Annotated in this window: 21 protein-coding genes and 4 pseudogenes; 12 read left to right on the top strand and 13 right to left on the bottom strand. The window is 70.5% G+C overall.

Annotated features, from left to right (window positions below; all coding sequences use genetic code 11):
* Window positions 1-44 precede the first annotated feature (44 nt).
* The gene (gene tnpA / locus OIB37_RS11745) at window positions 45-473 is read left to right on the top strand and encodes an IS200/IS605 family transposase (RefSeq protein WP_168488313.1); all 429 of its coding nucleotides are present in this window, start codon (window positions 45-47) and stop codon (window positions 471-473) included.
* A 257-nt stretch (window positions 474-730) separates the two neighbouring features.
* Here the strand turns inward: tnpA and OIB37_RS11740 are convergent, their stop codons facing one another.
* The 3 genes from OIB37_RS11740 to OIB37_RS11730 form a co-directional block, all read right to left on the bottom strand.
* Window positions 731-2698 (bottom strand): S53 family peptidase, encoded by a 1968-nt coding sequence (locus tag OIB37_RS11740; protein ID WP_330457518.1) that lies wholly within the window; start codon window positions 2696-2698, stop codon window positions 731-733.
* A gap of 209 nt (window positions 2699-2907) precedes the next feature.
* The gene (locus tag OIB37_RS11735) at window positions 2908-3555 is read right to left on the bottom strand and encodes a DUF305 domain-containing protein (protein WP_330457517.1); all 648 of its coding nucleotides are present in this window, start codon (window positions 3553-3555) and stop codon (window positions 2908-2910) included.
* Window positions 3552-4262 carry a DUF3105 domain-containing protein gene (locus OIB37_RS11730; protein WP_330457516.1) on the bottom strand — a complete coding sequence of 237 codons (711 nt, stop codon included), beginning with the start codon at window positions 4260-4262 and terminating at the stop codon, window positions 3552-3554. Before OIB37_RS11730 ends, OIB37_RS11735 begins: the two co-directional genes overlap by 4 nt.
* A gap of 149 nt (window positions 4263-4411) precedes the next feature.
* Between OIB37_RS11730 and OIB37_RS11725 the strand changes: the two genes are divergently transcribed.
* Window positions 4412-4858 (top strand): RrF2 family transcriptional regulator, encoded by a 447-nt coding sequence (locus tag OIB37_RS11725; protein ID WP_330457515.1) that lies wholly within the window; start codon window positions 4412-4414, stop codon window positions 4856-4858.
* 43 nt (window positions 4859-4901) lie between these two features.
* Here the strand turns inward: OIB37_RS11725 and OIB37_RS11720 are convergent, their stop codons facing one another.
* On the bottom strand, window positions 4902-6086 hold the full coding sequence (locus OIB37_RS11720; RefSeq protein ID WP_330457514.1) for a globin domain-containing protein: 1185 nt from the start codon (window positions 6084-6086) through the stop codon (window positions 4902-4904).
* 389 nt (window positions 6087-6475) lie between these two features.
* Here OIB37_RS11720 and OIB37_RS11715 point away from each other — a divergent pair, with 389 nt between their 5' ends.
* On the top strand, window positions 6476-7837 hold the full coding sequence (locus OIB37_RS11715) for a glutamine synthetase family protein (protein WP_330457513.1): 1362 nt from the start codon (window positions 6476-6478) through the stop codon (window positions 7835-7837).
* Window positions 7838-7953: 116 nt separating this feature from the next.
* A complete protein-coding gene (locus tag OIB37_RS11710) occupies window positions 7954-8199 on the top strand; it encodes a hypothetical protein (RefSeq protein WP_330457512.1) in 246 nt (81 codons plus the stop codon).
* Here the strand turns inward: OIB37_RS11710 and OIB37_RS11705 are convergent, their stop codons facing one another.
* The 3 genes and pseudogenes from OIB37_RS11705 to OIB37_RS11695 form a co-directional block, all read right to left on the bottom strand.
* The gene (locus OIB37_RS11705; RefSeq protein ID WP_330457511.1) at window positions 8200-8409 is read right to left on the bottom strand and encodes a DUF397 domain-containing protein; all 210 of its coding nucleotides are present in this window, start codon (window positions 8407-8409) and stop codon (window positions 8200-8202) included.
* Window positions 8406-8619: pseudogene (locus OIB37_RS11700) on the bottom strand (Scr1 family TA system antitoxin-like transcriptional regulator); the annotation flags it as partial. The pseudogene OIB37_RS11700 and the gene OIB37_RS11705, both read right to left, overlap by 4 nt.
* Window positions 8620-8760: 141 nt before the next feature.
* Window positions 8761-9192, bottom strand: coding sequence for a VOC family protein (locus OIB37_RS11695; protein WP_330457510.1), 432 nt, complete (start codon window positions 9190-9192; stop codon window positions 8761-8763).
* 40 nt (window positions 9193-9232) lie between these two features.
* On the opposite strand from OIB37_RS11695, the pseudogene OIB37_RS11690 reads away from it, so the two are divergent.
* Window positions 9233-9441, top strand: a pseudogene (locus OIB37_RS11690) (GNAT family N-acetyltransferase); the annotation flags it as partial.
* A 21-nt stretch (window positions 9442-9462) separates the two neighbouring features.
* On the opposite strand, the gene OIB37_RS11685 reads toward OIB37_RS11690, so the two are convergent.
* The 4 genes and pseudogenes from OIB37_RS11685 to OIB37_RS11670 all read right to left on the bottom strand — a co-directional run bounded on the left by OIB37_RS11685 (window position 9463) and on the right by OIB37_RS11670 (window position 11269).
* Window positions 9463-9669, bottom strand: coding sequence for a DUF397 domain-containing protein (locus OIB37_RS11685; RefSeq protein ID WP_330457509.1), 207 nt, complete (start codon window positions 9667-9669; stop codon window positions 9463-9465).
* Window positions 9666-10169, bottom strand: a pseudogene (locus OIB37_RS11680) (DUF5753 domain-containing protein); the annotation flags it as partial. The gene OIB37_RS11685 and the pseudogene OIB37_RS11680, both read right to left, overlap by 4 nt.
* Before the next feature lie 35 nt (window positions 10170-10204).
* Window positions 10205-10705 (bottom strand): annotated as a pseudogene (locus OIB37_RS11675) (pyridoxamine 5'-phosphate oxidase family protein); the annotation flags it as partial.
* A gap of 102 nt (window positions 10706-10807) precedes the next feature.
* Entirely contained in the window at window positions 10808-11269 is a 462-nt protein-coding gene (locus OIB37_RS11670; RefSeq protein ID WP_330457508.1) for a nuclear transport factor 2 family protein, read from the bottom strand.
* Between the two features lie 531 nt (window positions 11270-11800).
* Between OIB37_RS11670 and OIB37_RS11665 the strand changes: the two genes are divergently transcribed.
* The gene (locus OIB37_RS11665; RefSeq protein WP_330457507.1) at window positions 11801-14794 is read left to right on the top strand and encodes a bifunctional [glutamine synthetase] adenylyltransferase/[glutamine synthetase]-adenylyl-L-tyrosine phosphorylase; all 2994 of its coding nucleotides are present in this window, start codon (window positions 11801-11803) and stop codon (window positions 14792-14794) included.
* Between the two features lie 229 nt (window positions 14795-15023).
* Here OIB37_RS11665 and OIB37_RS11660 read toward each other — a convergent pair whose 3' ends face one another.
* Entirely contained in the window at window positions 15024-15884 is an 861-nt protein-coding gene (locus OIB37_RS11660; protein WP_330457506.1) for a phosphatase PAP2 family protein, read from the bottom strand.
* Window positions 15885-15972: 88 nt separating this feature from the next.
* Entirely contained in the window at window positions 15973-17016 is a 1044-nt protein-coding gene (locus tag OIB37_RS11655; RefSeq protein WP_330457505.1) for a LacI family DNA-binding transcriptional regulator, read from the bottom strand.
* A gap of 518 nt (window positions 17017-17534) precedes the next feature.
* Here OIB37_RS11655 and OIB37_RS11650 point away from each other — a divergent pair.
* From OIB37_RS11650 to OIB37_RS11625, 6 genes are all read left to right on the top strand, one after another.
* Window positions 17535-18806 (top strand): extracellular solute-binding protein, encoded by a 1272-nt coding sequence (locus tag OIB37_RS11650; protein WP_330457504.1) that lies wholly within the window; start codon window positions 17535-17537, stop codon window positions 18804-18806.
* A gap of 109 nt (window positions 18807-18915) precedes the next feature.
* Window positions 18916-19920: a carbohydrate ABC transporter permease gene (locus OIB37_RS11645; RefSeq protein WP_330457503.1), complete on the top strand. Its 1005-nt coding sequence runs from the start codon at window positions 18916-18918 to the stop codon at window positions 19918-19920.
* A gap of 19 nt (window positions 19921-19939) precedes the next feature.
* On the top strand, window positions 19940-20839 hold the full coding sequence (locus tag OIB37_RS11640) for a sugar ABC transporter permease (RefSeq protein WP_330457502.1): 900 nt from the start codon (window positions 19940-19942) through the stop codon (window positions 20837-20839).
* A 165-nt stretch (window positions 20840-21004) separates the two neighbouring features.
* Window positions 21005-22687, top strand: coding sequence for a glycoside hydrolase family 13 protein (locus tag OIB37_RS11635; RefSeq protein WP_330457501.1), 1683 nt, complete (start codon window positions 21005-21007; stop codon window positions 22685-22687).
* A 135-nt stretch (window positions 22688-22822) separates the two neighbouring features.
* Entirely contained in the window at window positions 22823-24202 is a 1380-nt protein-coding gene (locus tag OIB37_RS11630; protein WP_330457500.1) for an alpha-amylase, read from the top strand.
* Window positions 24203-24335: 133 nt separating this feature from the next.
* Window positions 24336-25844, top strand: a complete 1509-nt coding sequence (locus OIB37_RS11625; RefSeq protein WP_330457499.1) for a flavin-containing monooxygenase — start codon at window positions 24336-24338, stop codon at window positions 25842-25844.
* The last annotated feature ends 7 nt before the right edge of the window (window positions 25845-25851 follow it).

Genomic DNA, 25851 nt, shown 5'->3' with positions numbered 1-25851 from the left:
ACCCCCTTCCTGGTCAGCTTCCACGATCCTAATACGCTTGGAGTATGTCACCACGCTGGGATCCAAACCCCGATATCCGTACCGGTCGACACGTCGCATACGACCTGCACGCTCATTTGGTGTTCGTCACGAAGTACCGGCGTGGCGTCTTCGATGACGGGATGCTGAAGCGTTGCGAGGAGATCATGCGGGAGGTGTGCGGCAAGTTCGAGGTGGAGCTTCGGGAGTTCAACGGCGAGGCCGATCACGTACACCTGCTGGTGCACTATCCGCCGAAGGTTGCCCTGTCCAAGCTGATCAACTCACTCAAGGGCGTCAGCTCCCGCTACCTGCGGGCCGAGTACACCGGCCGGATCAACCGGATCGGCATGGGCTCGGTCTTCTGGTCCCGCTCCTACTTCGCAGGCTCATGCGGCGGCGCACCGCTCACCGTGATCCGTCAGTACATCGAGGGCCAGAAACGCCCCGTCTGACCCTCACCCCGGAGCCGCGCAGCGGACTCCGCCGCTGCGCGGCTCCGGCCCCAGGATGCGTTTCCCTCCCCGGCTGAAGCCGGGGATACCCACGCAAGATCAGGGATGGTGGTCGGCGCCGCAGGCGTGCCGGAACGCGACCACAGCACCTGGTCGACATCGACGTCCACCTCGCGCGGAATTGACTGTTCCGTCGAAAGCAAAAAACACCCGCCCCCTCACCGAGGGGGGCGGGTGTTTTTAGCGGCGCGGGATCGTCAGCGGCGCTTGTACGACTGCACGTAGCCGTTCGCGGGCGTGCCCACGCCGGTGACGTCGTCGTAGCCCTTCACCGCGGACAGCGAGCTGTCCTTGCCGAGGCTGCGGACCGAGGTCAGCGTGCCGTCGGCGGCGTCGACGCCGTTGGCGAAGTCGATACGGGCCACCGCCAGGTCGGAACCGGTCGGGCGGTCCGTGACGTCGTGGAAGACGCCCTTCTTGCCGTACTTGGCGTAGATCGACGGGTTGGCGAAGCCGATCGCCTTGCCGCCGCGCGCCTCCTGGGCCAGGGCCTGGACCGCGGCGATCACCGGGGCGGCCAGCGAGGTGCCGCCGATGCGGTACTCGCTGTACTGCTCGGTGCCGTCAGGGAAGGTCTGGGTCTGGCCGACCAGGAAGCCGGTGTTCGGGTCCGCGATGGCCGAGATGTCCGGGACGACGCGGTTGCCGGCGGCGTTGTTGGCCGTGGCCAGCGCCTTCGGCACGACACCCTTCTGGTACGCGGGCTCGCGCACGGTGCGGCTGGTACCGCCGCCCGCGCCCGAGGTGAAGGCGCCGGGGAAGTTCGTCCAGCTCTTGCCGTCGGCCGACAGGGTCGCCTTCTCGGTGCCCCAGCCGGTCTCCCACTGGTACTTGTCGCCCTTGCCGACGGCCAGCGAGGTGCCGCCGACCGCGGTCACCCACGCCGAGTTGGCCGGGGTGTCGACCTGCTTCACACCCGGCTGGTCCGGCGTGGTGGTGTTGGCCACCTCGTCGCCGTTGTCACCGGAGGAGAAGTAGAAGCCGATGCCCTGCACCGCGCCGAACTGGAACACCTGGTCGTAGGCGGCCGCGAGGTCCGGCGTCTGGTTGGCCTCGATGTCGCCCCAGGAGTTGGAGACGATGTCGGCGAGGTGGTTGTCGACGATCTTGCTGAGCGAGTCCAGCAGGTCGTCGTCGAAGCAGGAGGCGGCGCCCACGTACGTGACGTCGGCGTTCGGCGCCACCGCGTGCACGGCCTCGACGTCGAGGGTCTCCTCGCCGTACCAGCCGGACGCGTCGCACTCGTCGGCCGAGGTGTGCGTGTAGTCGGCCGGCAGCACCTGGTGCAGCTGGCCGGTCTTCCAGGCCGCGTCACCGTTCTTCTTCGCGTACCTGCCCGCGTCGAAGGCGATGGTCGGCGAGGCGAAGGCGTCCGTGATGGCGATGCGGACGTGCTTGCCGGTGTAGGAGCCGGCGCCGTAGGCGGCGCGCAGCTGCTTGCCGGTGTAGCCCTTGATCGCGTACGGGATCTTCCCGCCGTACGCGTCCGGCAGCGTGCTCGCGGTCTTCGAGCCGTAGTACGAGGAGAACGGCCCGGAGTTCTTGAACACGGCGCCCGGACCCGGGAGCTGCTCGTCGTGGTCCGACTTGTGCGGCGCGTTGTCCAGACCGGTGACGGTCAGGACGGCGCCCTGGAGACCGGCCGGCGCGGACGCGGTCTTCGAGGGCGCGCGGTAGGTCTTCGCGCCCTTGGCGAAGTTGTGCAGTTGGGTGCCGAAGGCCTTCTCGGCCGCCGCCACGTCACCGGAGACGGCGACGTAGTGCTCGGTGACCTGGGTGACCTTCAGTCCGGCCGACGTCAGCCAGGACTTCACCGCGGCCACCTGCGCCTTGGTGGCCCCGAAGCGGGCCTGGGCCTGCTTGGCGTTCAGGTACTTGCCGTACAGCGGCGAGCTGGGGTCGGACACGGCCCTGGCGTAGGCGGTGAGTCCGGCCGCGTCCCGGCCGGCCAGGTAGACCCGGGCCTTGACCTGGGCGTTGTCGGCGGTGGCACCCTTGTCCGCCTTGGCCGTGGCCCACGCGGGCCTGGTGCCCGTCAGTGCGTCACGGGCCGGGGTGCCCGCGGCGTGGGCCGCGGGTATGCCGAGCGCCAGCGCGCCGGCGATCATGGGCAGCGTCGCCGCCATGCTCACACCGGCGCGCGTCTTGGCGCGATTGGATCTCATAAAACCCCCTGCGATGCGGTTCGCATGCATGTAGTGGTCGCTACGTCGCGGATGTCCGCGCCGGCCCGCGGCGGTTTCGGCCGGTACGAGATCACACGATGGGGGCCACTCTTACGATGAACCGTTCATGTCAGGGGAACGTGAAGGTCAAGAGAACCTCAAGGAACCGCCGTTCAGGGCGATTTGAGCATTTGATCCATACGGCGGTGTTACGAACTGGCTTGCGCGCCGCGCTCCTTGAGCATTCCGGCCATCAGCTCGATCTCCGACGCCTGCGCGTCGACCATGCCCTGCGCGAGCCGCTTCTCCACGCCGACGGTGCACCGGGCGACACAGCCCTCCGCCATGTGGATGCCGCCCTTGTGGTGCTCCGTCATGAGCCGCAGGTACAGGATCTCCGCCCGCTTCCCGCTCAGGGACTGGAGCTTGCGCAGATCGGTGTCGGTGGCCATGCCCGGCATCAGCGCACCGTCCTGGCCGGGCGGCATGTCCCCCATGCCCATCCACGCCATCGGCCCCTTCTCCGACACCTTCGGCAGCTCCCACAGGTCGAGCCAGCCCAGCAGCATGCCGCGCTGGTTGGCCTGCGTCTGCGCGATGTCGTAGGCGAGCCGCCGCACCTCCTCGTTCTTCGTGCGGTCCCGCACGATGTACGACATCTCCACGGCCTGCTGGTGATGGACGGCCATGTCCCGCGCGAACCCGGCGTCCGCGGACTCCGCGGCGGGCGTCCTCACGGCCGGCGCCCCCGCGGCCGGTGCGCCGGTGTCCTCGGCGACCGCGTAGGTGATCGTGCCCGCCGCGACGAGCACCGCCGCCGCGGCTCCCGCCGCCCAGCCGATGTGCCGCCGCCTCACTTCATGACCCCGCCGGTGCACGAGGCGCCCGGCTCCGGCGTCTGCTTCCCCTGCACGTAGGCGGCGAAGAACCTGCCCACCTCCGGGTCGCTCGCGCTCTTCACCGTCACCTGGTGGCCCCAGGCCGACAGGACCAGCGGGGCGTCCTGGTTCTCGTACGGGCTCATCAGCGAGTACGGCGTCTGCTTCACCCTGGCGGAGAGCGCGTCGACGTCGGCCTTCTTCGCCTTGTCCGTGTACGTCACCCAGACCGCGCCGTGCTCCAGCGCGTGCACCGCGTTCTCGTCCCGCACCGGCCCGGTGTAGACGTCGCCGTTGCAGTCGAGCCACACCGGGTTGTGGTTGCCGCCGACCGGCGGGTGCATCGGGTACGACACCTTGGTCGTGACGTGCGTCCGCGACAGCTTGCCGGACCAGGCCCGCACCCCGTCCTTGCCCGTGGTGAAGTGCCCGGAGTCGCCGGAGGACCCTGCGTTCTTGGCCTCGCCGCTCGCCGCCGAGTCCTTCTTGGCCGACGCGTCCTGCGCGGACGAGTCGGACTGCGCGTGCACGAGCACCACACCGCCGACGACGAGACCGGCCACGACCACCACGCTCGCGGCGATGGCGAGCACCCGGTTGCGGCGCTCGCGGGCACGATCGGTGCGCCGCATCTCCTCGATGCGCGCCTTGCGCGCCGCGCTGCTGTTGTTGTTGGCGGAACCCATGGCGTGTGTCCTTCTGGGGAGCCGGGGAAGGGGGGCGAAGCGTGAACGACGGGGCCCGCTGATCGTAGTGGGGAAGGCGGTTCTTCCGTAGGGCGAGCCGGTCACCCGGATAATTTGAACCCCGGATGCGTATTACCTACCCTCGCGGTATGCGGCTCCTGCGCTCCACCGACCTGGCCCTGCGCGTCCTCATGCGCCTCGCCGTCGCCGCCGGTACGAACCCCACGACCCGGCAGGTCGCGGCGGACATGGACGTGCCCTACACCCACGCCGCCAAGGTCGTCGCCGAACTCCAGCACCTGGGCCTGGTCGACGCCCGCCGCGGCCGGGGCGGAGGCCTCGCGCTCACGGAGCGGGGGCGCACGGCGTCGGTGGGCACCGTGGTGCGCACCTTCGAGGGCGAGGGTGACGTGGTCGACTGCGAGGGCGCCACCCCGTGCCCGCTCAACACGGGATGCCGCCTGCGCGGCGCCCTGCGCCGGGCCCAGGAGGCCTTCTTCGCGACGCTCGACCCGGTGACCGTCCAGGACGTGGTCGCGGACCCGACGGGACCGCTGCTGCTGGGCATCTCCAGGGGGCCGGGGGAGAGCACCTGACCCGCTCCGGGACTTCCCGGTTCCGTCCCGGACCCCGCCCGGCTCAGTCCTGTCCCCGCCAGAGGTCCGGCCCGAACACCTCGTAGTGCACGTCGGCCGGGGCCACGCCCTTGTCGAGCAGCTGGGCGCGGACCGCGCGCATGAAGGGCAGCGGGCCGCACAGGTACGCGCGCGTGCCCGGCGCCACGTCGATGCCGGACAGGTCGACCCGGCCGGTGCGGGCGGCGGACTCGGCGTCGCGCTCGTAGAAGAAGTGCGCGGACGCGTCCGGGAGCTGCGCCGTGCACGCCTCGTGGTCGGCGCGCAGGGCGTGGACGGCGGGGGAGCGGTCGCCGTGCACGACCGTGACCGGCGCGCGGTGGCCCTCGGCGGCCAGTGAGGCGAGCATTGCCACCATCGGGGTCACGCCGATGCCGGCGGAGGCGAGAAGGAGGGGCCTGTCGTCGGCGCCGTCGAGGACCAGGTCGCCGTACGGCTCGGACATCTCGAGGACATTGCCCTCGCGCACCTGTGCGTGCAGGTGGTTCGAGACCTCGCCGTCGGGTGCCGTGCCGCCGTGCACACGCTTGACGCTGAACTGGCGGAGCTCGTCGCCCGGTGCGCCGGAGAGGCTGTACTGCCGTATCTGGCGGGCGCCGTCCGGCAGCGGGACGTACACGGAGACGTACTGGCCGGCGCGGAAGGCGCGGACCGGGCCGCCGTCCACCGGCCGCAGCCGGAAGGTCACGACGTCCGCGGTCTCGGTGATCCGCTCGACGACCTCCCACCGCCGCGGGGCGCCTTCGCCGCTCTCCTCGTACAGGCGCTTCTCGATGGCGATGAGCGCGTTCGCCATCAGCCAGTAGACCTCGTCCCAGGCGGCCGCGACCTCGGGCGTGACGGCCTCGCCGAGGACCTCGGCGATGGCGGCGAAGAGGTGCTCGTGGACGACGCCGTACTGCTCCGGCGCGATGCCGAGAGAGGCGTGCTTGTGGGCGATGCGGCCCAGCATGGCGTCGGGCCGCCGCTCCGGGTGCTCCAGCAGATGCGTGGCGAAGGCGGCGATGGAACCGGCGAGAGCCTGCTTCTGGACGCCGGAGGCCTGGTTGCCGCGGTTGAACAGATCGCGCAGCAGTTCGGGGTGGGCGGCGAAGAGCCGGGCGTAGAAGCGCTCGGTGATCTCTCCGATGGCGGCACCGACGGCGGGGAGGGTGGCACGGACGGTGGCTGCGGACTGCTCGGTGAGCATCGGGGACTCCTCACGGCTTGGCTGAGGGGCACCGTACGAAAATATGCATCTGAGATGCAAATTAAAGGCCGCGGTCTCGCTCCCGGACGAAGCGGGCTGTCCGCGACGGCGAAGGGGCCGTCGACGACGGCGAGGGGCTGTCCGCGACGGCGAAGGGGCTGTCCACGACGCCGAAGGGGCCGTCCATTACGGATACCGGCCGGAGCAGGCAAGATGGGCGGGAGGGCGGTACACCTGCCGTACGGAAGGCGTTCAGGCCGGGGATGCCCGGCCGATCATGGTCCGCAACGCGCACGAAACGGTGTTGTGGTGGGATGCTCAGGTGCCCGACCGCCTTCCGCGGCATTGGGGAACAGGCGGCCTGACCAGCAAGGATGGGGAAGCGGAAGATGGACAAGCAGCAGGAGTTCGTGCTCCGGACATTGGAGGAGCGCGACATCCGGTTCGTACGGCTGTGGTTCACGGACGTGCTGGGCTTCCTCAAGTCCGTCGCCGTGGCCCCCGCCGAACTGGAGCAGGCCTTCGACGAGGGCATCGGCTTCGACGGCTCCGCCATCGAGGGCTTCGCCCGGGTCTACGAGTCCGACATGATCGCCAAGCCGGACCCGTCCACCTTCCAGATGCTGCCCTGGCGCGCGGAGACCCCCGGCACCGCCCGCATGTTCTGCGACATCCTCATGCCCGACGGCTCGCCGTCCTTCGCCGACCCCCGCTACGTCCTCAAGCGCGCCCTGGCCCGCACCTCCGACCTGGGTTTCACCTTCTACACCCACCCGGAGATCGAGTTCTTCCTGCTGAAGGACCGCCCGCTGGACGGCTCCCGCCCGATCCCGGCCGACAACTCCGGCTACTTCGACCACACGCCCACCAGCATCGGCATGGACTTCCGCCGCCAGGCGATCACCATGCTGGAGTCGATGGGCATCTCGGTGGAGTTCTCCCACCACGAGGGCGCCCCGGGCCAGCAGGAGATCGACCTGCGCTATGCCGACGCGCTCTCCACGGCCGACAACATCATGACGTTCCGCCTGGTCATGAAGCAGGTCGCGCTGGAGCAGGGCGTGCACGCGACGTTCATGCCGAAGCCGTTCTCCGAGCACCCCGGCTCCGGCATGCACACCCACCTCTCCCTCTTCGAGGGCGACCGCAACGCGTTCTACGAGTCCGGCGCCGAGTTCCAGCTCTCCAAGGTCGGCCGCTCCTTCATCGCCGGCCTGCTCAGGCACGCGGCGGAGATCTCCGCGGTCACCAACCAGTGGGTGAACTCCTACAAGCGCATCTGGGGCGGCTCCGAGCGCACCGCCGGCGCCGGCGGCGAGGCCCCCTCCTACATCTGCTGGGGCCACAACAACCGCAGCGCCCTCGTCCGCGTCCCCATGTACAAGCCCGGCAAGACCGGCTCCGCCCGCGTGGAGGTCCGCTCCCTCGACTCGGGCGCGAACCCCTACCTCTCCTACGCCGTCCTCCTCGCCGCCGGCCTCAAGGGCATCGAGGAGGGCTACGAGCTCCCGCCGGGCGCCGAGGACGACGTCTGGGCCCTCTCCGACGCCGAACGCCGCGCGATGGGCATCGAACCCCTCCCGCAGAACCTCGGCGAGGCCCTCACCCTCATGGAACGCAGCGACCTCGTCGCCGAGACCCTCGGCGAGCACGTCTTCGACTTCTTCCTCCGCAACAAGCGCGCGGAATGGAACGAGTACCGGTCCGAGGTCACGGCGTTCGAGCTGCGGAAGAATCTTCCGGTGCTGTAGGGGCGGGTCGGGGCGGGCTTTCCACCTGCATGGCGAAGGGGGCCGACGGTCACGGACCGCCGGCCCCGGATCGCCTTGTCGGCGGGTGATCCACGGGACGGACTAAGGTCGCGTGCATGGGTGGGGAGATCGAGGCGCAGAGCGCCACCGAAGCTGAGAACCGTACGTGCCTGAGATGCGACAACCCGCTGCGGGAACGGCTGATACCGCGCTTTTTCTGCTCACCCTGGCACGCGACGCAGGCGGCGTTCGCGGCGGTGCTCTGCGCCTTCGCGGCCGAGCGGTTCGGACTGCACTTCGTCCTGGCCGTCGTGCGTACAGTCCTGCACATCGCGCACCTGATCGGCTGGGTTGATCGCTGATCAGCCCTCGCCCGAGAGGGCGACGAACCCCGCCCACGCGGAGGGGGTGAGGGCGAGGCGGGGGCCTCGCGGGAATTTGAAATCCCGTACGTGGACGGTGGCGGGGGTTATGGCGATCTCGACGCAGTCGTTTCCGTCGCCGCTGCTGCTGTAACTGCTCTTGAACCACACCAGTGCGGAGGCGTCCCGGGTGGAGGGGATGCGGATCATGACTCTCCCAGCATCTGCTCGATGAAGGCCCGCGACTCTCGGGGCGTGAGGGCCTGGGCGCGGATCGTGCCATAGCGCAGCTCAAGGATCCTCAGCTGCTTGGGGTCGGTCACCGGCCGTCCGGCGAACGCCCCCCTCGGAACGCCCCACCGCGGTGCCGTCGGGGAACTTCAGCACCTCGATCAACCCGCCCGTTCCGCAGTGCTCCTGAGCGGTACCGCCTCACCGTCCACCGACATGCGCGCCCTCCGCCGTACGCGTCCTATCGCGACGTATCCGAAGGTAGAGGGCGCGGCCACGCCGGATGACGGGAATGGACCGAGCGGAACGCCCACGGGTGACACGGGCGGCTCAGCGCACCGGCTGGCCCATGCCGAGCAGGTTGCCCTCGCTGTCTCGGAACCAGGCCGCGCGTTCGCCCCGGGCGCCCTTGCTCGGGTAGTTGCCCTCGATCTCGGCGACGCCGTTCTCGGTGCGGAAACCGGGGGAGTCCACCTCCTCGAAGACCACTCCGCGCCGCCGCAGTTCGGACACGGCGGCATCGAGGTCCTCCACCTCCAGGGCCATCTGCGTGAACGTGCCGGGGGACGAACCCGTCGACTGGAACACCACGAACTCCGTGTCACCGATGCGGTAGAGGAGTCCGCCGGGGCGCCGGTCCACGGGGTCGAGGCCGAGGCTCTCGGAGTAGAAACGGCGGGCCCGGTCCAGGTCCACGGCGGGGAGCCGGGGCACCGCGCGGGTGAGGGTCAGGTGGTCGTGGGTTCTGCTGTCCTCGCTCATGGCTCCACTGTGGCCCGTCCGGCCCCGCGTTCCGTGGAGGGACGCGGCACGTGCGGCCGCCTCGCCGGCCTTCGCCGAGCTGGGCATCCACCGGCTCTTCGCCCGCCTCGACGTGCTCAACACCGGTTCCGTGCTTGTGCGCGAGCGCGAGAGGCCCACCTCGTCGAGAACGACCTCGACGGCGAGCGCTGGGGCAGCGAGTACGTCTACGCGGCGCTCGCCCGCGAGTGGAAGGCAGGCCGGGGTTGAGGCGGCCGTGCGGCTTCCGGGTCAGTCCCGGCCCGCGAGTGTCAGGAAGGCCGCCCATGCGCGTGCGTCGACGGTGAGGCGGGGGCCCTGGGGGGCCTTGGAATCCCGTACGTGGACGGAGGCGGGGGTGAGGGCGATCTCGACGCAGGAGTTGCCGTCGGGCCCGTCGCTGTGACTGCTCTTGAACCAGTCCGACTCAGGTGTGTCCGCGGGGAATTTACGGATCATGACTCTCCCAGCATGCGCTCGATGAAGGCCAGCGACTCCCGGGGCGTGAGAGCCCGCGCCCGGATCGTGCCATACCGCAGTTCGAGGACGCGCAGTTGTCTGGGGTCCGTGGTCGGGCGACCGTTGTACGCGCCGTCCGAGCGGCCGACCGCCGTGCCGTCGGCGAACTTCAGGACCTCGATCTCCCCGTTCAGCCCGGGGTGGGCGTCGGCGTCCGTCGGCATCACCTGAAGCGTGACGTTACGCAACCGCCCCATCTCCAGCAGATGTTCGAGCTGTCTGCGCCACACCATCGTGCCCCCGACGGGCCGCCGGAGCGTCACTTCCTCCTGGACGAATCCGAGCGAAGGGGCGGGCGACCGCTCGAAGACGGACGTGCGGGCCATGCGGGCGGCCACCATCCGTTCGACCTCCTCCTCCTCCGAGTAGGCCGACTGCCACACCTCGAAGAGGGCCCGCGCGTGTTCGGGTGTCTGCAGCAGACCGTGAATGCCCTCCCCGGCCCGCCGCCGGGCCCGCCGCGCGACGGACACCCGAACCGCCAGCGGGTCTGGCTGAACGGCTCGCCCTTGCCGAAGCCGAAGACGGTGTGCGGCGCCACCGCGTAGACGTAGGCGGGGCCGGGTTCGTGCTGGAAGCAGCCGTCGCGCACCTCGTAGTGCCAGCGGGGCCCGTACTTCGCCTCCCAGGCCGCAGCAAGCACACGCAACCGCCCCTCATCGGTCACCCGCACGGCATCGCCCTCCACGACCACGTCGTAGCCCTCGGTCCAGCTGTTGACGCCCGTCGTCAGCACCACATGCGGGTTCTCGGCGAGGTTGTGGGCCTTGCGCTCGCCGGGGCCGGTGCCGAAGTGCAGCGCCCCCTCGTGCCACACCGCCAGCACCGGAGTGACGTGCGGACGCCGGTCCGGCCGGACCGTGGACACCCAGAACAGCTCCGCCTCCTCCAGCACCGCCTCCGCCTCGGCCCAGGCGTGCGCCGAGACGCCCTCGCTGCTGTAACGCGGGTCCAGCTCTCCTGCGGGCTCCGGCATGCCGCCTCCTCACCTCGCACCTGTGCGCCTATGTCGTCAAGCACCTCCAAGGTGCCTGTGGGGCGCGAACTCCGCATCCGGCCCGCCGCGGAGGGCGGTCGGTCACTGGAGGGTGATGTCGATCCCGCGCTCATGGGCCGGGCGCGGGCCGAAGAAGCGGCGCTCGGCCTCGCTGATCGGGACATCGTTGATGCTGGCCTCGCGGCGCCGCATCAGGCCGCGCTCGTCGAACTCCCACAGCTCGTTGCCGTAGCTGCGCCACCACTGGCCGTCCGGGTCGTGGCACTCGTACTGGAAGCGCACCGCGATCCGGTTGCCGTCGGAGCACCACAGGCTCTTGCGCAGCGCGTAGTCCAGCTCGCGCTCCCACTTGGCGGTCAGAAACGCGACGATCTCGTCCCGCCCGGTCAGGAACCGGTCCCGATTGCGCCAGACGGAGTCGGGCGTGTACGCGAGCGCCACCCGCTCGGGATCGCGGGTGTTCCACGCGTCCTCGGCCGCCTGGACCTTCTGGGCGGCGGTCTGAGCGGTGAACGGCGGATAGGGCGGTCGGTCCTCGGTCACCTGAGCCTCCTCGGCATGCGTCTCCTCGACGAGGAGAGCGTACGGTTCCCGCCGGACAGGAGGCGACGCGAAGCCGCACCCGCGTACGGCGGCCAGGGGACGTGTCGGGGGGTGTCCGCCCGCAGCGGCCGGCGAGAACTCGTTCCACCCAGGAAAGAGACAGGGCGCCGGACCGAGGACGGACACCCCCCGGCGCGGCCCCGACCCACCACGCGACGCAGGCGCGACGCAAGCCACCCCGAACCGCAACGGGCCGCCGCAGGCAGGACGAAGCCCCGTACCCACGAAGCCCCGTACCCACGAGGCAGCGGTACCCACGAGGCAGCGGTACCCACGAGGCAGCCGTACCCACGAGGCAGCGGTACCCACGAGGCAGCGGTACCCACGAGGCAGCGGTACCCACGAGGCAGCGGTACCCACGAGGCAGCCGTACCCGCAGAGCGCCCCGCCCCGAAGCCACCCCGCCCCACTCCGGCTACGCTCTGGCCAGACCGACCCTGATCCAAGCCCGAAGCGATAGGGAGGCCGCGGATGACGCCGGGGCGCAGGAGCAGCACCTTCACCCGACTGCTTCGGCACGGCTTCACCGACCCCTCCGCCGCCGAGCGCCTGCTGGACAGCGCCGAGCTGGCGCCCGTGCGCGACGACCCGGTCCTGCTGGAGGCCCTGGGCGCCACAGCCGACCCCGACCTGGCCCTGCACGGGCTGGTACGGCTGCTGGAGGACCAGCCCGCCCCCACGGACCGCCGCGAACTGCTCGACACCCTCATCGCCGCCAAGCCGCTGCGCGACCGCCTGCTGGGGGTCCTCGGCGCCTCCGCCGCCCTCGGTGAGCACCTCGCCCGGCACCCCCACGACTGGCAGGAGCTGGTCACCTACGAGCCGCGGGACCTGCACCCGGGCGTGGAGGAGTTCGAGCGCGGCCTGACCGGGGCGACCGACCCCGTGGCCCTGCGCGTGGCCTACCGCCGCTGTCTGCTGTCCATCGCCGCCCGGGACGTGTGCGGCACCACGGACCTCGCGCAGACCGCCGCCGAACTGGCCGACCTCGCGACCGCCACGCTCCGTGCGGCCCTGGCCATGGCGAGCGCGGAGGCCCCCGCCGACGCGGCGGCCTGCCGCCTCGCGGTGATCGCGATGGGCAAGAGCGGCGGACACGAGCTGAACTACGTCTCCGACGTGGACGTCATCTTCGTGGCGGAGGCCACCGAGGGCACCGAGGAGGCCAAGGCGCTCGGCGCCGCCACGAGGCTCGCCTCGAACATGATGCGGATCTGCTCGGAGACCACCGTCGAGGGCTCCATCTGGCCGGTCGACGCCAACCTCCGCCCCGAGGGCCGCAACGGCCCCCTCGTGCGCACCCTCAGCAGCCACGTCGCCTACTACCAGCGCTGGGCCAAGACCTGGGAGTTCCAGGCCCTGCTCAAGGCCCGCCCGGTCGCCGGGGACGCCGAACTGGGGCAGGAGTACGTCGACGCGCTCCAGCCCATGGTCTGGGGGGCCGCCGAGCGCGAGAACTTCGTCGCCGACGTGCAGAAGATGCGCCGCAGGGTCGTGGAGAACATCCCGGCGTCCGAGATCGACCGCGAACTCAAGCTCGGCCCGGGTGGTCTCAGGGATGTCGAATTCGCGGTGCAGCTACTGCAGTTGGTGCACGGGCGCACCGACGCCACCCTTCGTAGCGGCACCACCCTCGACGCCCTGAAGGCCCTCGCCGCCGGAGGCTACGTCGGCCGCGAGGACGCCGCCGGTCTCGACGAGGCCTACCGCTTCCTGCGCGCCATGGAGCACCGCATCCAGCTCCACCGGCTGCGCCGCACCCACCTGGTTCCCAAGGCCGAGGAGGATCTGCGGCGCCTGGGCCGTTCGTTGGGCCTGCGCACCGATCCGGTGACCGGTCTTCAGCGCGAGTGGAGACGGCACACCGGTGTCGTACGCCGCCTGCACGAGAAGCTCTTCTACCGCCCGTTGCTCGACGCGGTCGCCCAACTCGCCCCGGGAGAGGCGCGGTTGCGCCCCGAGGCGGCGCGCGAACGCCTGATCGCCCTCGGCTACGCCGACCCGGCGTCCGCTCTGCGGCACCTGGAGGCGCTGGCGTCCGGGGTGACCCGCAAGGCGGCGATCCAGCGCACCCTGCTGCCCGTGATGCTCGGCTGGTTCGCGGACTCCGCCGACCCCGACGCGGGTCTGCTCAACTTCCGCAAGGTCTCCGACGCGCTCGGCAAGACCCCTTGGTACCTCCGGCTGCTCAGGGACGAGGGCGCCGCCGCGGAGAACCTCGCCCGCGTCCTGTCGGCGGGCCGTCTCGCGCCCGACCTGCTCATGCGGGCCCCGGAGGCGGTGGCGCTGCTCGGTGACGGCGACGGCGGCGGCCTCGAACTGCGCGGCCGCGCCCAGCTGGAGCAGGAGATCCTCGCCGCGGTGGGGCGTGCCGAGAACGCCACGCAGGGCGTCACCGCGGCCCGAGGGGTGCGCCGCCGCGAGCTGTTCCGTACGGCCGCCGCGGACATCGTCGGCTCCTACGGCATCGAGGCCGGCGACCCCGGGGCGGACCCGGGCGCCCTGATCGACCGGGTGGGCGGGTCCGTCTCGGACCTGACCGCCGCCACCCTCGCCGGCACGCTGCGCGCGGTGGTCCGTGAGGGCTGGGGCGACACCCTGCCGACCCGGTTCGCGATCATAGGGATGGGCCGCTTCGGCGGACACGAACTGGGCTACGGCTCCGACGCCGACGTGCTGTTCGTGCACGAGCCGCGAGAGGGCGTGGACGAGCAGGAGGCCGCGGCGGCGGCGAACAAGGTGGTCGCGGAGATGCGCCGGCTGCTCCAGCTGCCGAGCGCCGACCCGCCGCTGCTCATCGACGCCGGTCTGCGCCCCGAGGGCAAGTCCGGCCCGCTGGTGCGCACGCTGAAGTCGTACGAGGCGTACTACCGCCGCTGGTCGCTGGTCTGGGAGTCGCAGGCGCTGCTGCGGGCGGAGCACGTCGCCGGTGACGAGGAGCTCGGCCGGCGCTTCACCGAGCTGATCGACCCGCTGCGCTATCCGGAGCACGGCCTCGACGACGACGCGGTCCGCGAGATCCGGCGGCTGAAGGCGCGCATGGAGTCCGAGCGCCTGCCGCGGGGCGCCGACCCCAAACTGCACACCAAGCTCGGCCCCGGCGGCCTGTCGGACGTCGAGTGGACCGTGCAGCTGATGCAGCTGCGGCACGGCTGGCGGGTGCCCGCGCTGCGCACCACCCGTACCCGCGAGGCTCTCGCCGCAGCCCGTGACGCCGGGCTGATGTCCGCCGAGGACGCGGCCGTGCTGGACGAGGCATGGGTGCTCGCGAGCCGGGTGCGCAACGCGGTCATGCTGGTCCGCGGCCGGGCGGGGGACACCTTCCCCACCGAGCCCCGCGAACTGGCCGCCGTCGGCCGCTACCTCGGCTACGGCTCCGGGCACGCCGGGGACATGCTGGACGCCTACCGCCGTACGGCCCGGAGGGCGCGCGGAGTCGCGGAGGAACTGTTCTACGCGAACTGACCGACGGACCCGCACCGACCCACCGGCACGAAGCGACCCTCCGGCACCACACGGCCCACCGGCACGAAGCGGCCCACCGCCCCACCCACCCCACACGGACCACCCACCCCACACGGACCACCGGCACCACGCGACCCACCGGCACGAAGCGGCCCACCGCCCCACCCACCCCATACGGCCCACCGCCCCGACACACGAAGCGCCCCACCGCCCCACCCGCCCGCCGGAACTACGCCGACGGAGTCGCCGGCTCCGGTCGGGCCGCCGCCGGGACGCGTCGCGGCAGGACGTTCGGCAGGCTGCCGTACCACAGGCGGGCCATGGCGAGACCGAAGGCCAGGCACAGGACACCGCCCACCGCGTCCAGCCAGAAGTGGTTGGCGGTGGCGACGATGACCAGCAGAGTGACCAGCGGGTACAGCAGCCCCAGCACCCGCACCCACGGCACCGAGGCCAGCGCGAAGACCGTCAGCCCGCACCACAGCGACCAGCCGATGTGCATCGAGGGCATCGCCGCGTACTGGTTCGACATGTGCTTCAGGTCGCCGGAGGCCATCGATCCCCAGGTGTGGTGGACCATGACCGTGTCGACGAAACGGCCGCCGCGCATCAGCCGGGGCGGGGCGAGCGGGAAGAGGTAGTAGCCGACCAGGGCCACGCCCGTGGTCGCGAACAGCACCAGCCGGGTCGCCGCGTAGCGGCCGGGATGCCAGTGGTAGAGCCACACCAGTACACCCAGCGTGATGACGAAGTGCAGGGTGGCGTAGTAGTAGTTCATGCCGATGATCAGCCAAGTCGCCGAGTTCACGGCATGGTTGACCGACTGCTCGACGGCGAGACCCAGCTGGTGTTCGAGCCGCCAGACCCCGTCGGCGTTGTGCAGCGCCTCGGCCTTCTGCTCCGGAACGGCGTTGCGGATCAGCGAGTAGGTCCAGTAACTCACCGCGATCAGCAGGACCTCGAACCACAGCCGGGGCTGCCGTGGGCGGCGCAGCCGGTGCAGGCGGACCCGCCGTCCCCCGCCCGTGACGGTCCGCGGAACGGTCACCTGCTCGCGACCTTCCGGATCTGTCACGGTCGAGTCACTCATGGGTACAGAGTCTGCCAGAAGGGGCTTCCTCGACAGATCATCCCAAGGTCGGGTCCACCACGCATGTCCTACGACATACGGACGACTCCTACGACATACGGACGACCTTGCGCTCGCCGGGGGCCGAAGCGGTCGAACCGCGCACCACCAGCTCCGGCATGAACACGAACTCGCTGTGCGGCGCGGGCGTCCCGCCGATCTCCTCCAGCAGCGTGCGCACCGCGGCCTGCCCCATGGCCGGCACCGGCTTGCGGACCGTGGTCAGCGGCGGGTCGGTGAACGCGATCAGCGGGGAGTCGTCGAAACCGACCACCGACACCTCCCGGGGCACGTCCAGCCCCCGCTGCCGGGCCGCCCGTATGGCGCCGAGCGCCATCATGTCGCTGGCGCACACCACGGCCGTGCAGTCGCGCTCGATCAGCGCCGTCGCCGCCGCCTGCCCGCCCTCCAGCGTGTACAGCGAGTGCTGGACCAGGTCCCGCTCGACCGTCTCCGCGTTCAGTCCCAGCTGGTCCTGCATGGCGCGGACGAAGCCCTCGATCTTGCGCTGCACCGGCACGAACCGCTTGGGACCGAGCGCCAGCCCGATCCGGGTGTGCCCCAGCGACACCAGGTGCGTCACCGCCAGGGTGGTCGCGGCCCGGTCGTCGGGCGAGATGAACGGCGCCTGCACCTTCGGTGAGAACCCGTCCACCAGGACGAACGGCACGCCCTGCGCCCGCAGTCGCTCGTAGCGCTGCGTGTCGGCGGTGGTGTCGGCGTGCAGCCCGGAGACGTAGATGATGCCCGCCACCCCGCGGTCCACGAGCATCTCGGTCAGCTCGTCCTCGGTGGAGCCGCCGGGCGTCTGGGTGGCGAGTACCGGGGTGTAGCCCTGCCGGGTCAGCGCCTGGCCGATGACCTGGGCGAGGGCCGGGAATATCGGGTTCTCCAGCTCCGGGGTGATCAGGCCCACCAGGCCCTCGCTGCGCTGCCGCAGCCGGACGGGGCGCTCGTAGCCGAGCACGTCCAGCGCGGCCAGCACGGACTGGCGGGTGGTGGCGGCGACGCCGGGTTTGCCGTTGAGGACCCGGCTGACGGTCGCTTCGCTCACCCCCGCCTGCGCGGCGATGTCCGCAAGCCGTGTGGTCACGCCACCGGACTGTACCGGCCGCCCCTGTCCCTGCCCATCGGCGGGACGCCGTGCGCGGGCCGCCGACCGGCCTGCCGTGGAATGCTGCGTCATCGCGCTCCTCGTCCCTTCGGTGTGCCGCCCGGTGCGACCGGTGTGTGTCCCGGTGTGTCCCCGGCGCGCTGTCCCGGGGGTGTGTCCCGGTGTGCCCCGGCCCGGCTCGCTCCCGCTCGCCGCCGTTGCAAGGGGATGATCCCGGCGACCGGCAACCCTGGCAAGAGCTTGCAGAGTCTTGCACAAGTGTCCGTCAACCCGCCTACCGGCGGAAGACCGGGGTCGCGAGCGGGTCTGGAGCAGGTCACGGAGCGGTAACCCTCGCGTTCTCTTGCGTTTTTTTTCTGCAAGGTCTTTCGCGGCGCTTTCAACGCTGTTACGTTCCCACTCGCCCGGCCGCCGCAACGGCGCAGTCGGCAAGTCGCAGGGGCGGTGGACGGGACCGCCCTCTGCACCACTCGGGCTTTTACCCTCAAGGAGAACTCATGCGGCGTGGCATAGCGGCCTCCGCGCTCGTGGCGTCCCTCGCCCTCACGGCGACGGCGTGCGGCGGGAGCGACAGCGACAGCAAGTCGGACGGTCCGGTGACCATCACCTGGTGGGACACCTCCAACGCCACCAATGAGGCACCGACGTACCAGGACCTGATCAAGCAGTTCGAAGCTGCCAACAAGAACATCAAGGTCAAGTACGTCAACGTCCCCTTCGACCAGGCGCAGAACAAGTTCGACACGGCCGCCGGCGCCAAGGGCGCCCCGGACGTGCTGCGCTCCGAGGTCGGCTGGACCCCCGCCTTCGCGAAGAAGGGCTTCTTCCTGCCGCTGGACGGCACGGACGCCCTCGCCGACCAGGCCAAGTTCCAGCCGAACCTGATCAAGCAGGCCCAGTACGAGGGCAAGACCTACGGCGTGCCGCTGGTCACCGACACCCTCGCCCTGGTCTACAACAAGGCCCTGTTCCAGAAGGCCGGCATCACCGAGGCCCCCAAGACCTGGGACGAGCTGAAGGCCGACGCCGCCAAGGTCCAGGCCAAGGCCAAGGTCGACGGCTACTGGGGCTCCACCGCCGCCTACTACGCGCAGAGCTTCCTGTACGGCGAGGGCACCGACACCGTCGACGCCGCCGGCAAGAAGATCACCGTCAACTCGCCCGCCGCCAAGAAGGCCTACGGTGCCTGGCTGAGCACGTTCTCCGGCAAGGGACTGCACAAGGCCGACACCACCGCCGACGCCTACGCCCACATCCAGGACGCGTTCGTCAACGGCAAGGTCGCCGCGATCATCCAGGGCCCCTGGGAGATCACGAACTTCTACAAGGGCTCGGCCTTCAAGGACAAGTCCAACCTGGGCATCGCCACCGTCCCGGCCGGCTCCAGCGGCAAGGCGGGCGCCCCGACCGGCGGCCACAACCTCTCCGTCTACGCCGGCTCGGACAAGGCCCACCAGACGGCCGCGCTGAAGTTCGTCAACTTCATGACCTCGGCGAAGTCCCAGGAGGCCATCGCCCTGAAGAACTCCACGCTGCCCACCCGCTCCGACGCCTACACCGCCCAGGTGAAGGCCGACCCGGGCATCGCCGGCTACCAGGGTGTGCTCGCCGCCGCCCAGCCGCGCCCGGCGCTGCCCGAGTACAGCTCCCTGTGGGGTCCGCTGGACACCGAGCTGCCCAAGATCGCCGGCGGCAAGGAGTCGCTGGACAAGGGCCTGAGCAACGCCGAGGTCGCCATCGCCAAGCTGGTGCCCGACTTCAGCAAGTGAGCCCGCGTGGCCGTCGGATCCCCATCGCCCAGCTCCTGAGGGCGGACGGATCCGGCGGCCACCGGCCTGTGCCCGGCCCAACCCCTGAACTCATCGAAGGTGCCGAACCATGACAGTCGCCATCGACCGCGCACCCGGCAAGAGCCGCGGTGACCGCGCGCCTCGGCCCGGGCTGGTGCAGCGCATCAAGAACGGCTACCAGAAGCACTGGTACGCGTACGCGATGATCGCGCCGGTGGTCGCAGTGCTCGGCGCCATCGTGGCCTACCCGCTGGTGCGGGGCCTCTACCTGACCCTCACCGACGCCAACAGCCTCAACTCCGCCCGTACGATCGGCGTCAACCACATCGACGCCACGTACAAGTTCATCGGACTGGACAACTACAAGGACATCCTGTTCGGCCCGCTGTCCTACGACCGCTTCTGGTCGCACTTCCTGTGGACCGTCGTCTGGACGACCGCCTGTGTGGTCCTGCACTACACCATCGGTCTCGGCCTCGCGCTGATGCTCAACCAGAAGCTGCGCGGACGCACCTTCTACCGGCTGATGCTGGTCGTGCCCTGGGCGGTGCCGACCTTCGTCACCGTCTTCTCCTGGCGGATCATGCTCGCCGACTCCGGCGTGATCAACCAGGTCCTCGGCTCGCTCCACCTGCCCCAGCCCCAGTGGCTGGAGGACACGTTCTGGCAGCGGTTCGCCGCGATCATGGTCAACACCTGGTGCGGTGTGCCGTTCATGATGCTCTCGCTGCTCGGCGGCCTGCAGTCCATCGACTCCACGCTCTACGAGGCCGCGGAGATGGACGGCGCCACCGCGTGGCAGCAGTTCCGGCACGTCACGCTGCCCGGTCTGCGCTCGGTCAGCTCGACCGTGGTCCTGCTCGGCGTCATCTGGACCTTCAACCAGTTCGCCATCATCTTCCTGCTGTTCGGCCCCACCGGCGCGCCCGACGCCCAGATCCTCGTCACCTGGGCCTACTTCCTCGGCTTCGGACAGCAGCCCCGCGACTTCGCCCAGTCCGCCGCGTACGGCGTGCTGCTGCTGTCGCTGCTGACCGTCTTCACCTCCTTCTACTTCCGCTGGCTGAAGCGCAATGACCAGCTCGCCGTCTGACGCCGCAGGAGCCGCCGCCATGAGCACCATGACCCCAGAGAAGACAGAGACCGTGCCGGCCGCCGTACCCGCGCGCCGCATCCGCCAGCGGGGCGAGCGCGGCCCGCTCGGCGCCGCCGTGCTGCACGCCGGCCTCGCCCTGGCGAGCCTCGTCGCGGTGGCCCCGGTGCTCTGGCTGTTCTTCCTGTCCCTCGGCCCGGACAAGGACTCCTACCTGCACCCGGGCAAGATCCTGGGCAAGCTCACCTTCTCCAACTACAGCTTCGTGCTGGAGCACACCGCGTTCTTCGACTGGTTCAAGTCGACGATGATCGTGGCCCTCGGCACCACCGTCATCGGTGTCTTCGTCGCCGCGACCACCGGCTACGCCGTCTCGCGCATGCGCTTTCCCGGCTACAAGTCGCTGATGTGGGTGCTGCTGCTCACCCAGGCCTTCCCGATCGCCATCCTGATCGTGCCGATGTACGAGATCTTCGGCGAGCTCGGCCTGATCGACTCCTACTGGGCGCTGATCATCATCAACTGCACCACGGCGGTGCCGTACAGCGCCTGGCTGCTCAAGGGGTACTTCGACACCATCCCCTTCGAGATCGACGAGGCGGGACGCGTGGACGGGCTCTCCCCGTTCGGCACGTTCTTCCGGCTGATCCTGCCGCTGGCCCGCCCGGGCCTGGCCGTGGCCGGCTTCTACAACTTCATCACGGCCGTCGCCGAGGTCGCGTTCGCGACGACCTTCATGCTGGACGACTCCAAGTACACCTTCGCCGTCGGTCTGCAGACCTTCGTCAGCGAGCACGACGCGCAGTGGAACTACATGGCCGCCACCGCGGTGCTGATCGCGATACCCGTGTCGGTGTTCTTCTACCTCGTGCAGAAGAACCTCGTCACCGGCCTCACCGCCGGCGGCACCAAGGGCTGAACCGCCCTGTCCCACAAGGGCTCCCGTGCGCCTGACCCGCGCGGGACAGGCGGCCGCGGAACCCGGTCCGGCACCGGGGACACCGCGGCCGCCTCACACCCCCGGCCCTCCGACCGCCGCCGGACCCCCACCATGACCCGAACCCTGTTAGGTACCAAGGACGCCATGAGCCAGCAGCCCCCCGCCGCCCCGGCCACCGAATCCACCGTCACCACCGTCGCCCCGCCCGGCGACTGGTGGCGGGACGCGGTCATCTACCAGGTCTATCCGCGCAGCTTCGCCGACAGCAACGGCGACGGCATGGGTGACCTGGAGGGCGTGCGCTCCCGCCTGCCGTACCTGCGCGACCTCGGCGTGGACGCCGTGTGGCTCAGCCCCTTCTACGCCTCCCCGCAGGCCGACGCCGGTTACGACGTCGCCGACTACCGTGCCGTCGACGCCATGTTCGGCAACCTCCTCGACGCCGACGCGCTGATCCGCGAGGCCCACGAGCTGGGCCTGCGCGTCATCGTCGACCTGGTCCCCAACCACTCCTCCGACCAGCACGAGTGGTTCAAGCGGGCGCTCGCCGAGGGACAGGGATCGCCGCTGCGCGAGCGCTACCACTTCCGCCCGGGCAACGGCGAGAACGGCGAACTGCCGCCCAACGACTGGGAGTCCATCTTCGGCGGCCCGGCCTGGACCCGGGTCACCGAGCCCGACGGCACGCCCGGCGACTGGTACCTGCACCTGTTCGCGCCCGAGCAGCCCGACCTCAACTGGGAACACCCGGCGGTGGGCGACGAGTTCCGCTCCATCCTGCGGTTCTGGCTGGACATGGGCGTGGACGGCTTCCGCATCGACGTGGCCCACGGCCTGGTGAAGGCCGACGGCCTGCCCGACCTCGGCGATCACGACCAGCTGAAGCTGCTGGGCAACGATGTCATGCCGTTCTTCGACCAGGACGGCGTCCACGCCATCTACCGCCAGTGGCGTCTGATCCTCGACGAGTACTCGGGCGAGCGGATCTTCGTCGCCGAGGCGTGGACCCCGACCGTCGAGCGCACCGCCCGCTACGTCCGCCCCGACGAGCTGCACCAGGCCTTCAACTTCCAGTACCTGGGCACCGACTGGGACGCCAAGGAGCTGCGCGAGGTCATCGACCGCACCCTGGATGCCATGCGCCCGGTCGGCGCGCCCGCCACCTGGGTGCTGTCCAACCATGACGTCACCCGGCACGCCACCCGCTTCGCCAACCCGCCCGGCCTCGGCACCCAGATCCGCACGGCCGGCGACCGCGAGCTGGGCCTCGCCCGGGCCCGCGCGGCCACCCTGCTGATGCTGGCGCTGCCCGGCTCGGCGTACGTCTACCAGGGCGAGGAGCTGGGCCTGCCGGACGTCGTGGACCTGCCCGACGAGGTGCGCCAGGACCCGGCGTACTTCCGGGGCGCGGGCCAGGACGGCTTCCGCGACGGTTGCCGGGTGCCGATCCCGTGGACCCGCGACGGCTCGTCGTACGGCTTCGGCGGCGGCGGGAGCTGGCTTCCGCAGCCCGAGAGCTGGGGCGAGCTGAGCGTGCAGGCGCAGGAGGGCGTGGCCGGCTCGACGCTGGAGCTGTACCGCTCGGCGCTGCGCGTGCGCCGGGAGCAGCCGGACCTCGGCGCGGGCGACTCGGTGGAGTGGCTGCTCGCTCCCGAGGGCGTCCTGGCCTTCCGGCGCGGGGAGTTCGTGTGCGTCGCCAACACCACGGGCGAGGCGGTGACGACGCCGGCCTACGGCCGCCTGCTGCTCGGCAGCGCGGAGATCACCGAGCGGGGCGGCGAGGCGCGGGTGCCCGCCGACACCACGGTGTGGTGGACGACGGCCTGACCTGGCCCGGAAAGTTTCCGTATCAACTTCACACGGCCCGCTGCCCTTTCGGGTGGCGGGCCTTTAACATCTGCGTCACCGCAAGTTTGCTGAAATGTTTCAGCAAGCGCCTTCAATGACGAAGGAACCCCCACGATGGCACGCAGAACTCTCCCCGCGGTGGTCGCCGCCCTCGCGGCCACCCTCTCGGTTGGCATGTACCCGACTACCGCCGAGGCGACCCCGCCCGGCACCAAGGACGTCACCGCCGTCCTCTTCGAGTGGAAGTACGCCTCGGTCGCCCGCGAGTGCACCACCACTCTCGGCCCCTCCGGCTACGGCTACGTCCAGGTCTCCCCGCCCGCCGAGCACATACAGGGCTCGCAGTGGTGGACGTCGTACCAGCCGGTGTCGTACAAGATCGCGGGCCGGCTCGGCAACCGCACCGACTTCCAGAACATGGTGAACACCTGTCACGCGGCCGGTGTGAAGGTCGTCACCGACACGGTGATCAACCACATGTCGGCGGGATCGGGCACCGGCACCGGCGGCTCGTCGTACACGAAGTACAACTATCCCGGCGTGTACTCCTCGGCCGACTTCGACGACTGCACCTCCCAGGTCACCAACTACGCGGACCGCTGGAACGTCCAGCACTGCGAGCTGGTGGGCCTCGCCGACCTCGACACCGGCGAGGACCACGTCCGCCAGACCATCGCGAACTACATGAACGACCTGCTCTCCCTGGGCGTCGACGGCTTCCGCGTCGACGCGGCCAAGCACATCGACACCGCGGACCTGGCGAACATCAAGTCCCGCCTGACCAACCCTTCCGTCTACTGGAAGCAGGAGGTCATCTACGGCGCCGGCGAGGCGGTCCAGCCCACCGAGTACACCGGCAACGGTGACGTGCAGGAGTTCCGCTACGCCTACGACCTCAAGCGCGTCTTCACCTCCGAGAAGCTCGCCTACCTGAACAACTTCGGCCAGCCCTGGGGCTATCTGAGCAGCTCGCAGGCCGGTGTCTTCGTCGACAACCACGACACCGAGCGCAACGGCAGCACCCTCAACTACAAGGACGGCGCCAACTACACGCTGGCCAACGTCTTCATGCTGGCGTGGCCCTACGGCGCCCCGGACATCAACTCCGGTTACGAGTGGTCGGACATCGACGCGGGCCCGCCCAACGGGGGCACCGTCAACGCCTGCTGGCAGGACGGCTGGAAGTGCCAGCACGCCTGGCCGGAGATCAAGTCCATGGTCGCCTTCCGCAACGCCACCCGCGGGCAGGCGGTCACCAACTGGTGGGACGACGGCAGCAACCTCATCAGCTTCGGCCGCGGCAGCAAGGGCTACGTGGTGATCAACCACGAGAGCGCGGCCGCCAACCGCTCGTTCCAGACCTCGCTGCCCGCGGGCACCTACTGCGACGTGCAGGCGGGCCGCACCGTGACGGTCAACAGCACCGGCTGGTTCACGGCCTCGGTCGCCCCGAACACCGCGCTCGCCCTCTACGTGGGCAAGTCGAGCTGCTGAGGCCCCCGTTCCCTCCTCCCGCCGTTGTTAGACGTGATGTAAATAACTTCCCCGGCAGTATCTGAAACACACTGTCGCAGGTAAGTTGCGGGCACACGGTACGGAAACAGACGGCGGGAAGAGGGAGACGGGCATGACGCAACGGCATGTCGATGTGCTGATCATCGGCGCTGGGCTGTCCGGCATCAGCGCCGCCTGCCACCTGGCCCGGCACAACCCCGGCAAGACGTACGCGGTCCTGGAGCGGCGCGCCCGTGTCGGCGGCACCTGGGACCTGTTCCGCTACCCGGGCGTCCGCTCGGACTCGGACATGTACACCTTCGGCTACCGCTTCCGCGCCTGGCGCGGCACCAAGATCCTCGCCGACGGCGCGGACATCCGCCGGTACGTCCAGGAGACCGCCGACGAGCACGGCGTCTCCGGCCGCATCCGCTTCGGCCGCCGGGTCGCCAGGGCGAACTGGTCGAGCGCGGAGGGGCGGTGGACCGTCGAGGCACTGGACGAGACCACCGGCGAGAGCGAGACCTACAGCTGCGCGTTCCTCGTCAACGCCACCGGCTACTACGACTACGACGCCGGCCACCGCCCCGACTTCCCCGGTGAGGAACGCTTCACCGGGACCGTCGTCCACCCGCAGCACTGGCCCGAGGACCTCGACCACCGCGGCAAGCGCGTCGTCGTCATCGGCAGCGGTGCCACCGCCATCACCCTGGTGCCCGCGATGGCCGGCGACGCCGCCCACGTCACCATGGTCCAGCGCTCGCCGACGTACATCATGACCCTGCCGCAGTACGACCCGGTGTCGGTCCTCCTGCGCAAGGCGGGCGTCCCCGCCGAACTGCTCTACCGGTTCGGACGCTCCCGCAACATCGCGCTCCAGCGCGGCCTGTACGCGCTGTGCCGCAGCGCCCCCACCGTCATGCGCAAGGTGCTGCTGGCCGGCGTGCGGGCCCAGCTCGGCAAGAGCGTCGACATGCGCCACTTCACCCCGTCGTACAAGCCCTGGGACCAGCGGCTGTGCGTGGTGCCCGGCGGTGATCTGTTCAAGGCGCTCAAGAGCGGCGAGGCCTCGGTGGTCACAGACCACATCGACTCGTTCACCGAGACCGGCGTCCGGCTGAGGTCCGGCGAGGACATCCCGGCCGACATCGTCGTCACCGCCACCGGGCTGCGGGTGCAGATCGCCGGCGGCGCCCGGCTGGAGGTGGACGGCCGCCCCGTGACCACCCGCGACCACGTCATCTACAAGGGCGTGCTGCTCGACGGCGTCCCCAACCTCGCGGTCGTCCTCGGCTACACCAACGCCTCCTGGACCCTCAAGGCCGACATGGCCTGCGAGTACGTCAGCAGGCTGCTCACGCACATGGACGAGCGGGGCCACACCCAGGTCGTACCCGTCGCCACGGAGGCGGACCGGGCCCCGGAGTCCGCCATGGGCGACTCGCTGACCTCCGGTTACATCGCCCGCGGCGACGCCGTGATGCCCCGGCAGGGGACCCGCGCGCCCTGGCGGATCTGGAACAACTACTACCGCGACCGCCGCGCCCTGCGGCGCGCCCCGGTCGACGACCCCGCGCTCCGCTTCGGCGGCCGGCCCGCCGACCGGGACGCCGGCCGGCCCGACCCGGCCCACGCGGCCTGACCGTTCG

Source organism: Streptomyces sp. NBC_00820 (genome assembly GCF_036347055.1).
In the GTDB taxonomy this organism is placed as follows: Bacteria; Actinomycetota; Actinomycetes; order Streptomycetales; family Streptomycetaceae; genus Streptomyces.
The sequence above is the reverse complement of the archived record's forward strand: the minus strand, read 5'-3'. Positions and strand labels throughout refer to the sequence as shown.

What these genes read in the sequence shown, in the direction of transcription:
- OIB37_RS11720 (WP_330457514.1), bottom strand. Translation starts at nt 6,086, where the DNA reads ATGCTCACCGAGCAGTCCGCAGCCACCGTCCGTGCCACCCTCCCCGCC.
- OIB37_RS11695 (WP_330457510.1), bottom strand. Translation starts at nt 9,192, where the DNA reads ATGAGCGAGGACAGCAGAACCCACGACCACCTGACCCTCACCCGCGCG.
- OIB37_RS11635 (WP_330457501.1), top strand. Translation starts at nt 21,005, where the DNA reads ATGAGCCAGCAGCCCCCCGCCGCCCCGGCCACCGAATCCACCGTCACC.
- OIB37_RS11705 (WP_330457511.1), bottom strand. Translation starts at nt 8,409, where the DNA reads ATGATCCGCATCCCCTCCACCCGGGACGCCTCCGCACTGGTGTGGTTC.
- OIB37_RS11685 (WP_330457509.1), bottom strand. Translation starts at nt 9,669, where the DNA reads ATGATCCGTAAATTCCCCGCGGACACACCTGAGTCGGACTGGTTCAAG.
- OIB37_RS11660 (WP_330457506.1), bottom strand. Translation starts at nt 15,884, where the DNA reads ATGAGTGACTCGACCGTGACAGATCCGGAAGGTCGCGAGCAGGTGACC.
- OIB37_RS11665 (WP_330457507.1), top strand. Translation starts at nt 11,801, where the DNA reads ATGACGCCGGGGCGCAGGAGCAGCACCTTCACCCGACTGCTTCGGCAC.
- OIB37_RS11640 (WP_330457502.1), top strand. Translation starts at nt 19,940, where the DNA reads ATGAGCACCATGACCCCAGAGAAGACAGAGACCGTGCCGGCCGCCGTA.
- OIB37_RS11740 (WP_330457518.1), bottom strand. Translation starts at nt 2,698, where the DNA reads ATGAGATCCAATCGCGCCAAGACGCGCGCCGGTGTGAGCATGGCGGCG.
- OIB37_RS11725 (WP_330457515.1), top strand. Translation starts at nt 4,412, where the DNA reads ATGCGGCTCCTGCGCTCCACCGACCTGGCCCTGCGCGTCCTCATGCGC.
- OIB37_RS11650 (WP_330457504.1), top strand. Translation starts at nt 17,535, where the DNA reads ATGCGGCGTGGCATAGCGGCCTCCGCGCTCGTGGCGTCCCTCGCCCTC.
- OIB37_RS11625 (WP_330457499.1), top strand. Translation starts at nt 24,336, where the DNA reads ATGACGCAACGGCATGTCGATGTGCTGATCATCGGCGCTGGGCTGTCC.
- OIB37_RS11715 (WP_330457513.1), top strand. Translation starts at nt 6,476, where the DNA reads ATGGACAAGCAGCAGGAGTTCGTGCTCCGGACATTGGAGGAGCGCGAC.
- OIB37_RS11630 (WP_330457500.1), top strand. Translation starts at nt 22,823, where the DNA reads ATGGCACGCAGAACTCTCCCCGCGGTGGTCGCCGCCCTCGCGGCCACC.
- tnpA (WP_168488313.1), top strand. Translation starts at nt 45, where the DNA reads ATGTCACCACGCTGGGATCCAAACCCCGATATCCGTACCGGTCGACAC.
- OIB37_RS11710 (WP_330457512.1), top strand. Translation starts at nt 7,954, where the DNA reads ATGGGTGGGGAGATCGAGGCGCAGAGCGCCACCGAAGCTGAGAACCGT.
- OIB37_RS11645 (WP_330457503.1), top strand. Translation starts at nt 18,916, where the DNA reads ATGACAGTCGCCATCGACCGCGCACCCGGCAAGAGCCGCGGTGACCGC.
- OIB37_RS11730 (WP_330457516.1), bottom strand. Translation starts at nt 4,262, where the DNA reads ATGGGTTCCGCCAACAACAACAGCAGCGCGGCGCGCAAGGCGCGCATC.